Annotated in this window: 6 protein-coding genes; 4 read left to right on the forward strand and 2 right to left on the reverse strand. The window is 68.5% G+C overall.

Features of this window, described 5'->3' with window-relative positions:
- Nucleotides 1–41: 41 nt before the first annotated feature.
- Nucleotides 42–1,277: a hypothetical protein gene (locus tag VGC18_RS00705; RefSeq protein ID WP_331093187.1), complete on the reverse strand. Its 1,236-nt coding sequence runs from the start codon at nt 1,275–1,277 to the stop codon at nt 42–44.
- A gap of 100 nt (nt 1,278–1,377) precedes the next feature.
- Here VGC18_RS00705 and VGC18_RS00710 point away from each other — a divergent pair, with 100 nt between their 5' ends.
- The gene (locus VGC18_RS00710; RefSeq protein WP_331093189.1) at nt 1,378–3,255 is read left to right on the forward strand and encodes a S9 family peptidase; all 1,878 of its coding nucleotides are present in this window, start codon (nt 1,378–1,380) and stop codon (nt 3,253–3,255) included.
- A 14-nt stretch (nt 3,256–3,269) separates the two neighbouring features.
- Here VGC18_RS00710 and VGC18_RS00715 read toward each other — a convergent pair whose 3' ends face one another.
- On the reverse strand, nt 3,270–4,463 hold the full coding sequence (locus VGC18_RS00715) for a Fic family protein (RefSeq protein ID WP_331093191.1): 1,194 nt from the start codon (nt 4,461–4,463) through the stop codon (nt 3,270–3,272).
- 246 nt (nt 4,464–4,709) lie between these two features.
- On the opposite strand from VGC18_RS00715, the gene VGC18_RS00720 reads away from it, so the two are divergent.
- The 3 genes from VGC18_RS00720 to VGC18_RS00730 all read left to right on the forward strand — a co-directional run.
- On the forward strand, nt 4,710–5,555 hold the full coding sequence (locus VGC18_RS00720; RefSeq protein WP_331093193.1) for an MBL fold metallo-hydrolase: 846 nt from the start codon (nt 4,710–4,712) through the stop codon (nt 5,553–5,555).
- A gap of 70 nt (nt 5,556–5,625) precedes the next feature.
- Nucleotides 5,626–6,612, forward strand: coding sequence for a sugar ABC transporter substrate-binding protein (locus VGC18_RS00725; protein WP_331093196.1), 987 nt, complete (start codon nt 5,626–5,628; stop codon nt 6,610–6,612).
- A gap of 11 nt (nt 6,613–6,623) precedes the next feature.
- Nucleotides 6,624–7,927, forward strand: a 1,304-nt coding sequence (locus VGC18_RS00730; protein ID WP_331093198.1) for a sugar ABC transporter ATP-binding protein, incomplete at its 3' end; no start/stop codon positions are given.

Raw genomic sequence — 7,927 nt, forward strand, 5'->3', positions numbered from 1 at the left:
GCAACCGCCCGTGCCTCACATCCGCCCGGGGCCGCAGTCACTCACGGTGGCCAGATGACCCAGAACAGCAGGATGCCGACCGGCTGCAGCAGGATGCTCACGGCGAGGGTGACGCCGCGCCGGGTCGGCGTCCTCGAGAGGGTGGGATGCCCGAGCAGCGGCGACAGCGGCAGCAGCATCCGGAACAGGCTCTGCTGCGGCAGGAACACGGCGACCAGGTAGGCGACGTAGCTGCCGGTGTAGGCGAGCAGATCCGTGCCGAGCGCGCGGACGGACCTGCGGGTCATCCACCAGACGAACCCGGCGAGCACCGCGATCACCAGCAGGATTCCGACGAGACCCCAGTAGTGCCCGGCGAACAGGAACCAGGGGGTGAAGGGGAAGAAGTGCACCCGCCCGAGGTAGTCGCTCCACCACGACAGCTCGCTCTTGAAGTATCCGCTCGGGTCTCCCGTGACCGCCGAGGCGATGAGCGGCCAGGCCAGCCCGGCGGCGGCGATGACGACAACCGCCGTGACCGCCGAGACGATCGATCGGACCGGGAACGGTTCCCGCCGAAGCAGCCGCACGAGGCCGTGGATGCCGAGGGCCGCCGCCAGGGCGAGGGCACCGGGGTGCGCGAAGGCGGCCGCGACCCCGAAAGGGATCATCACGAGGTACCGCCTGGACATCATCGCGGCGAGGGCGCAGAACATGAAGAAGAGGAACACGCTCTCCGCGTAGGTGACCTCCAGCACGAAGGACATCGGCCCGAAGCAGAAGAACAGCGCGCCCCACAGCGCCGTCGTCGAACCGAATCGCTGCAGCAGCAGCCGGTGCAGGGCGAACGTGGCGGCGGCACCGAACACGAGGGCCACGAGCACGCCCGCGACCGCGAAATCGAGACCGGTCACGGCCATGATGGCGCGCACGATCATCGGATACAGCGGCAGGAACGCCCAGGCGTTCTTCTCGACATTGCCTGCGCTGTCGGCGGGCAGGCTGGTGGGATATCCGTGGAGCGCCACCTGGCGGTAGTACGGACCGTCCCAGGACTGGAGATAGCCGAGGAAGCCGGGATTGCCGTCGAAGTGGGCGATCGTCCAGCCCTGTGTGGATGCGAGGGCCCAGGCGCCGGCGAGCAGCCCGGTGGTCAGGATCCTCGAGAGTCCGTAGCCCACGAGCAGGATGACCCAGGTGGGCACGTACCGCCGCCCGATGCGCAACCGCAACGACAGGGGCGACGGGAAGCGGATGCGGCTGTCCCCGAGCATCGGATCGACCACCTTCGTGCTCACGCCTGCTCCGGTTGATTATTGCGCATCATGCAATATTTACACAGTTGCGAGGGTGATGAGGACGCCCGAGGAATGCTGATGACCGGCCAGACTGGTAACCATGACGACGACCTCTCCCTACGGCACCTGGCGCTCACCGATCTCCGCGAGGGAGCTGGCCGCGAGCGGCCATCCCGTCCAGGGCGGCGCCTGGGTCGGCGACGACGTGTGGTGGCTCGAGGCGCGACCTGGCGAGGCCGGTCGTTACGCCGTGCGCGACGGCGACGGCGACATCCTGCCCGCGCCCTGGAACGCGCGCAGCAGGGTGCACGAGTACGGCGGCGGGGCGTGGACCGTCACCGCGGACGGGGCACTGGTGTTCGTGGAGTTCTCCGACCAGCGGATGTATCGCCTCGACGCCCGCGGCGGGACACCGGTGCCGCTCACCCCGCCCGACCGGGGGTTCCGTTTCGGGGACCTCGGTCTCCACGGCGAGGAGGTCGTCGCCGTCCGGGAGACCCATTCCGACGGCGGCGTGGCCAGGGACATCGTGGCGGTCGCCCTTGACGGCAGCGGCATCCGCAGCCTGGCCTCCGGGTCCCACTTCCTCTCGCATCCTCGGTTCTCGCCCGACGGCACGAGGCTCGCCTGGATCGCCTGGGACCACCCGAAGATGCCGTGGGACGGCACCCGGCTGCGGGTCGCCGAACTGGCGACCGGCGAGGTGACCACCCTGATGGGGTCGACCACCGAGTCGGTGCTGCAACCCGAGTGGGCGGACGACAGCACACTGATCGTCAGCACCGACCGCGGCGGCTGGTGGAATCTCGCCCGGGTGACCATGGCGGGCTCGGTCACCGCCCTGCACGAGGAGGCAGCCGAGTACGGCGGTCCCCTGTGGAACCTCGGCACCCGATGGTTCTCCCCGCTCGACGATGGTCGCATCCTCGCGGTCCGCACGCTCGGCGAAGACGGTCTGGTCATCGTCGACCCCGCCACGGGAGAGGCGAGGGCGCTGCCGACCCCGCTCACCACCATCTCGCTCGGGGCGCGCAACGGAGACCGGGTGCTGGTCACCGGAGGCAGCTCCACGCTTGCGACGGGCCTGCGGATCGTCGAGCTGAGCTCGGGCGAGCTGACCGACGTGCGCCTCTCGGTGGACGATCTGCCAGACCCCGGCTACCTGCCGATCGCGCAGGCCCGGACCTTCCGGGGCGAACGGGAGGTCCACGCCTTCGTCTACCCGCCGCGGAATCCCGATTTCGTCGCTCCGGAGGGCGAGCTGCCGCCCTACATCGCCTTCGTGCACGGCGGTCCGACCTCGAGGGTCTCGGCCTCCGTCAATCCGACCATCGCCTACTTCACGAGCAGGGGGATCGGCGTCGTCGACGTCAACTACGGCGGCTCGACCGGCTACGGGCGCGACTACCGGGAGCGGCTTCGTGGGCAATGGGGTGTCGTCGACGTCGAGGACACCGTGGCCGCGGTGGTGGGACTCGCGGATGCCGGGCTCGCCGACCCCGCTCGCCTCGCGATCAGGGGTGGCTCGGCCGGAGGGTGGACGGTTCTCGCCTCGTTTACCTCCTCCGACGTCTTCGCCGCCGGCGCCTCGTACTACGGCGTCGCCGAGCTGAGACAGTTCGCTCAAGACACGCACGACTTCGAGTCACGGTACCTCGACGGCCTGATCGGTCCGCTGCCCGAGGCCGGGGACCTGTACGACTCCCGAGCTCCGCTGAACAACGTCGACCGCCTCTCGACGCCGGTGCTCCTGCTGCAGGGGCTCGATGATCGGATCGTCCCGCCGTCGCAGGCGGAGATGTTCAGGGATGCGCTCGCCGCGAAGGGCATCCCGCACGCCTATCTCGCCTATGAGGGGGAGTCGCACGGGTTCCGCAGGGCGGAGACGATCGTCCATGCCACCGAGGCGGAGCTGTCCTTCTACGGGCAGGTCATGGGATTCGATCCGGGGGACGTGCCGAGGCTGCCGCTGGACTGATCGCCGTCAGACCATCACCTGCCGCGTCTGGTCCGCTCGGAGAACGCATCCAGCGCGTCGATGATGCCCCTGGCTGCCCAGGTGCGGTTGCGCCTGCCGGAGCCGATCTGGGTGAGGATCCCATCGCCCACCAGCCGGTCGATGGCCAGCTGCACGTTCGGAGCGGTCACGCCAAGGTAGTGGATGGCCGCCCTGGCGTTGACGACAGGCCGGTACTGCAGCAGCGCCGTGAGCCGGCGGGCGGCCGAGCCCTCGCGGGAGGTGTTCCGCTCCGCCCAGCCGTGCTCCACAACGGTGAGATCGTCCACCAGCTGATTGCTGTTGGCGACGGCGGTGAATGCAGCCCTGCTGAAGACGGCGACGATCGGGTCGACATGGCCGCTGCGGTATCTCGTGAGCGCGTCGAAGTAGGCGGCCGTGTCCTGCAGGAGCCCCGCGGACAGCGGGACGGCGATGCTGCGGGTGATGTCGGCGCGCCGCAGCATCGCCTGCATGAAGGCACGGCCGGTGCGTCCGTTCACCTCCAGGAAGGGGTGGATCGTCTCGTATTGGGCGTGGCACACCGCGATGTGGGCCAGCGCGGGCAGGTCTCGTCGCCTGGCGAACTGCATCAGATCCGCCATGAGGTCCGCCACCCTGGTCTGGTGGGGAGGGACGAAGGCGGCGCGATATGGTGCGTTCGCCCCTCCGCCGATCCAGACCTGCTGATCCCGCCACCGTCCGCGGCGCTCCGGCCTGGTCGACGCGGTCAGCATGCGCTGGATGTCGACGAGCATGTTCTCGCCGAGTGAGCCGGCCCGCTCGATCGCCGCGGCGACGGCCCTGATGTTCCCGGCGATCTCCCCGGCGGCCGGTTCGAGCGACTCGTCGATCTGGGCGAGCGCAATCGCCTGCGCCGTGCTCGTGACCCGTTCGATGGCGGAACTGGAGGTGCCCTCCGCGAAGAGGAGCAGCTCGGCAAGGGGGAGCGGTGACCTCGCATGCTCGGTGTCGAATCGGATGAGCTCCGCCGTCGCATCCGTGGCGAAGGTGGTCGTCTCGGTCGAGAGCGGGATGGCACGGTCCTCGAGCAGGGGGACGACGGCCGCACGGTACGGTCCGGAGGAGGCGCGGAGCGGGCCGAACGAGTCCCTGACCTCACGAGCGGGCTCCCAGGTGCGCTGTTCGTAGGCGACCGCCGGCCAGGAACCCACAACGCTGTCGACCATTCCCAGATCCTACCGCCCCGTCCGAGCCCACACCTGGATGATGTCATAACCGACATTAAGGAGGTCCGTTAGCGCCGGTTACCGGGGGAACCGATGTCACTCCCTCCCGTAGGAATCGGCTAGCGCCTCATCGGCGAATAACCGCGTTGACTTCGCAGGCGCGGCCTCATAGGGTCGAGAAATCGATTGCACGACTGGCAGAGACGCCACGGAAGGAAGCCAACAACGATGTCGTATTCCCTATGGATGCTTGAGTATTCTCAGTGCCTCGCCCAGCCGATGGGATGCATCTTCTACGGCCAGTGGAACGCGGGCACCCGCCGATTCGCCTACAGCTATGCCTACGTCGAGGGTGCAGGGCACAAGATCCTCGTGGACATCGGCCACGACAACACCTCGTCGAACAAGCACTTCAACGACATCAACGACATCGTCGACTGGCACTCGCCCCACGACATCCTCGCCAAGGTCGGCGTGACCCCCGAGGAGATCGACACGGTCATCCTGACGCACGCCCACTACGACCACGCCGGCGCGACGAGGTTCTTCCCCAACGCCACCTTCTACCTCCAGCGGGTCGAGCTGGAGAGCTCGAGGTGGGCCCTCGACAACAAGCACCTGTACAGCTCGATCATCGGCGCTCTCGACCCGGAGGACGTGACCCTGCTCGAGGAGCTGGCCGAGAGCGGAAGGCTCCGGCTGCTCGACGGCGCCGTGGAGGACCTGTTCCCCGGCCTGTCCATCCGCACGGCACTCGACACCCACACCATGGGCGGCCAATACGTCGTCGTCTTCGACGGTCTCCACAACTGGGTGATCACCGGCGACGCCCTCTACAGCTACGAGAACGCCGAGGGCATCGGCCAGTCCGGCGAGATGGTCAACATCGGATTCGGCGGCGGAAGCGGATGGCGGGGCCTCCAGATCATCGACGAGATGGTGAAGACCGCCGGCGACACCAACCGCCTGGTGATCGTCCACGAGCATGCGACCTTCGACCGCCATCCGTCCCGGGAGTACGACGACGGGCTCCACGTCGCCGAACTGCACCTGGCCCCTCACGAGGTCACGCGGATCCGGAAGACCGCCTAGGCGCATCCCCCTGTCTTTTCATCCCAGCACCGCATCACCCGATCACCCGATTCCCAAGGAGAAACCAGCAATGCGAAAGAAGAAGAACACCGTAGTTCTCGCCCTTGCCCTGGCCAGCACCGCGCTCGTCACCCTGAGTGCCTGCAGCGTCCCCGGCGAAGGAACGACCTCGACGAGCGCGAGCAAGAACACGCTGCTCGGCATCGTCACCATCAGCGCGACCGACTCCAACAACGCCAGGGTCATCCAGGGCGCGACGGCCGCGGCCAAGGCCGCCGGCTGGAAGGTGGAGGTCGTCGACGCCGCCGGCAGTGCCGACCAGGCCAACACCGCGATGACCAACTTCGTCAGCAAGGGCGCGGGGATGATCTTCGATCTCGTCTTTCCCGCCACGTCGCTCGGAGCCGGTCTCTCGGCGGCGAGGAACGCCGGCGTGCCCGTCGCGACCTGGGGAGGCGGACTCGCCACCGGCGTCGCGATGACGACGGGCGACGGGGCGCCATTCGCGGAGCCGTCGACGAAGAAGCTGATCTCCGACCTCGCAGGCGGAGGAAGCGTCCTCGCGCTCACCTACCGCACCGGGCAGGTCTGCAGGGACCGCGAGACGCTGTTCGACAAGATGCTCGCCTCCCACCCCGACATCACGGTGAGCAAGAACGAGGTCAACATCCCCGGCTTCCTCCAGGACGGCTCGAAGTACGCGACCGCCTGGCTCGCCGGTCATCCGGAGGGCTCCGGCAAGCTCGCCATCTGGGGATGCTGGGAGGACCCGACGCTCGGCGCCATCTCGGCGCTCAAGCAGCTGGGCCGCACCGACGTCCTCACCTACGGCATCAACGGATCGAGCACCGCGATCAAGGCCGTTCAGGACGGCACGCTGACCTCCACCGTCTACGAGGACGGGGTCAAGGAGGGCAAGACGATGTTCTCCACGACGCAGAAGGCGATCAAGGCCGGCTCGGGCTGGAAGCCGAAGGCCGTCGAGGTCCCCGGTGTCCTGGTGACGGCCGACAACGTCGCGGCCTTCGTCGCCTCGCACCCAGAAGCCCTGAAGTAGGAGGAACCGACATGAGCACCGTGACCGACTCCCGAGCGTCATCGACCACTCTGACGCCACTGATCTCCGTCTCCGGCGTGAGCAAGTCGTTCGGTGGTGTGCAGGCGCTGAAGGACGTGTCCCTGCAGATACGCCCCGGCGTCGTTCACGGTCTCATCGGGGCCAACGGCGCGGGCAAGTCGACCCTGATCAAGTGCCTCGCCGGGATCGAGCATCCCGATGCCGGCACGATCATGGTCGACGGCCAGGCGGTCGAGATCGTCGATCCCGACGCCGCCAGCGCGCACGGGCTGGCGTTCATCCACCAGGAGATGAGCCTGATCCCCGGATGGGACGTGCTGCGCAACATGATGCTCGGCGCGCGTCCGGCCACCCGGCTGGGTGTCATCGACTGGCGCCCCTCGCGGGCGGCGGCCAGACGCGTCGCGGCGACGCTCGGCATGACCTTCAGCCTCTCGACCAACGTCGACGAGCTCAGCGCGGCCGACAAGTGGCTGGTCCTCATCGGCCGTGCGCTCATGCGCGACTCGCGGATGATCGCGATGGACGAGCCGACCGCCTCGCTCTCCTCCCAGGAGGCCACGCGGCTGCACACGATCATCCGGGAGCTCGCCGCGGCGGGCACCGCGATCATCTTCGTGTCCCACCGGCTCGACGAGGTGTCGCAGCTGTGCGAGGACGTGACCGTGTTCAAGGACGGCGGCGTGACGCGCAGGGTCGTCGGCGAGACGGTCTCGAAGGCGGATCTCGTGCGGGCCATCGTCGGCCGCGACGTGGAGATCGCCGAGCACGGTCGGGAGGTCCGTCCGACGGGCAGGCCGGTGCTCGAGGTGCGCGGCGTCAGCGACGCCGGGCTGCTGAGGGATGTCTCACTCACCGTCCACGCGGGAGAGGTGCTCGGCCTCGCCGGCCTGGTCGGAGCGGGACGCACGGAGCTCGCGCGGGTCGTCTACGGGGAGACCAAACGCACGGCGGGCACGATCGTCCTCGACGGCAGGGAGGTGACCTTCCGGGAGCCCGCCGACGCCGTGCGGGCCGGGATAGGACTCGTGCCGGAGGAACGCCGGTCCGAGGGCCTGTTCCTCGACCGCTCCATCGACTTCAACATCAACATCGCCGGGCTCGACTCCCTCGTCCGCGGCTGGTTCTGGCCGCTGATCAACTTCCGCGAGGGCAGGCGGCGGGCACAGCGGACGGCGAAGGACGTCACGGTGAAGACCCGCGACGTCGCCGATCCCGTCGGCTCGCTGTCCGGCGGGAACCAGCAGAAGGTGGCCATCGCCCGCTGGCTGCTGGACACGCCCCGCCTCCTGAT

It is taken from the genome of Lacisediminihabitans sp. (assembly GCF_036404185.1).
Taxonomy (GTDB): Bacteria; Actinomycetota; Actinomycetes; order Actinomycetales; family Microbacteriaceae; genus Lacisediminihabitans.

What these genes read in the sequence shown, in the direction of transcription:
- VGC18_RS00715 (WP_331093191.1), bottom strand. Translation starts at nt 4,463, where the DNA reads ATGGTCGACAGCGTTGTGGGTTCCTGGCCGGCGGTCGCCTACGAACAG.
- VGC18_RS00720 (WP_331093193.1), top strand. Translation starts at nt 4,710, where the DNA reads ATGCTTGAGTATTCTCAGTGCCTCGCCCAGCCGATGGGATGCATCTTC.
- VGC18_RS00725 (WP_331093196.1), top strand. Translation starts at nt 5,626, where the DNA reads ATGCGAAAGAAGAAGAACACCGTAGTTCTCGCCCTTGCCCTGGCCAGC.
- VGC18_RS00710 (WP_331093189.1), top strand. Translation starts at nt 1,378, where the DNA reads ATGACGACGACCTCTCCCTACGGCACCTGGCGCTCACCGATCTCCGCG.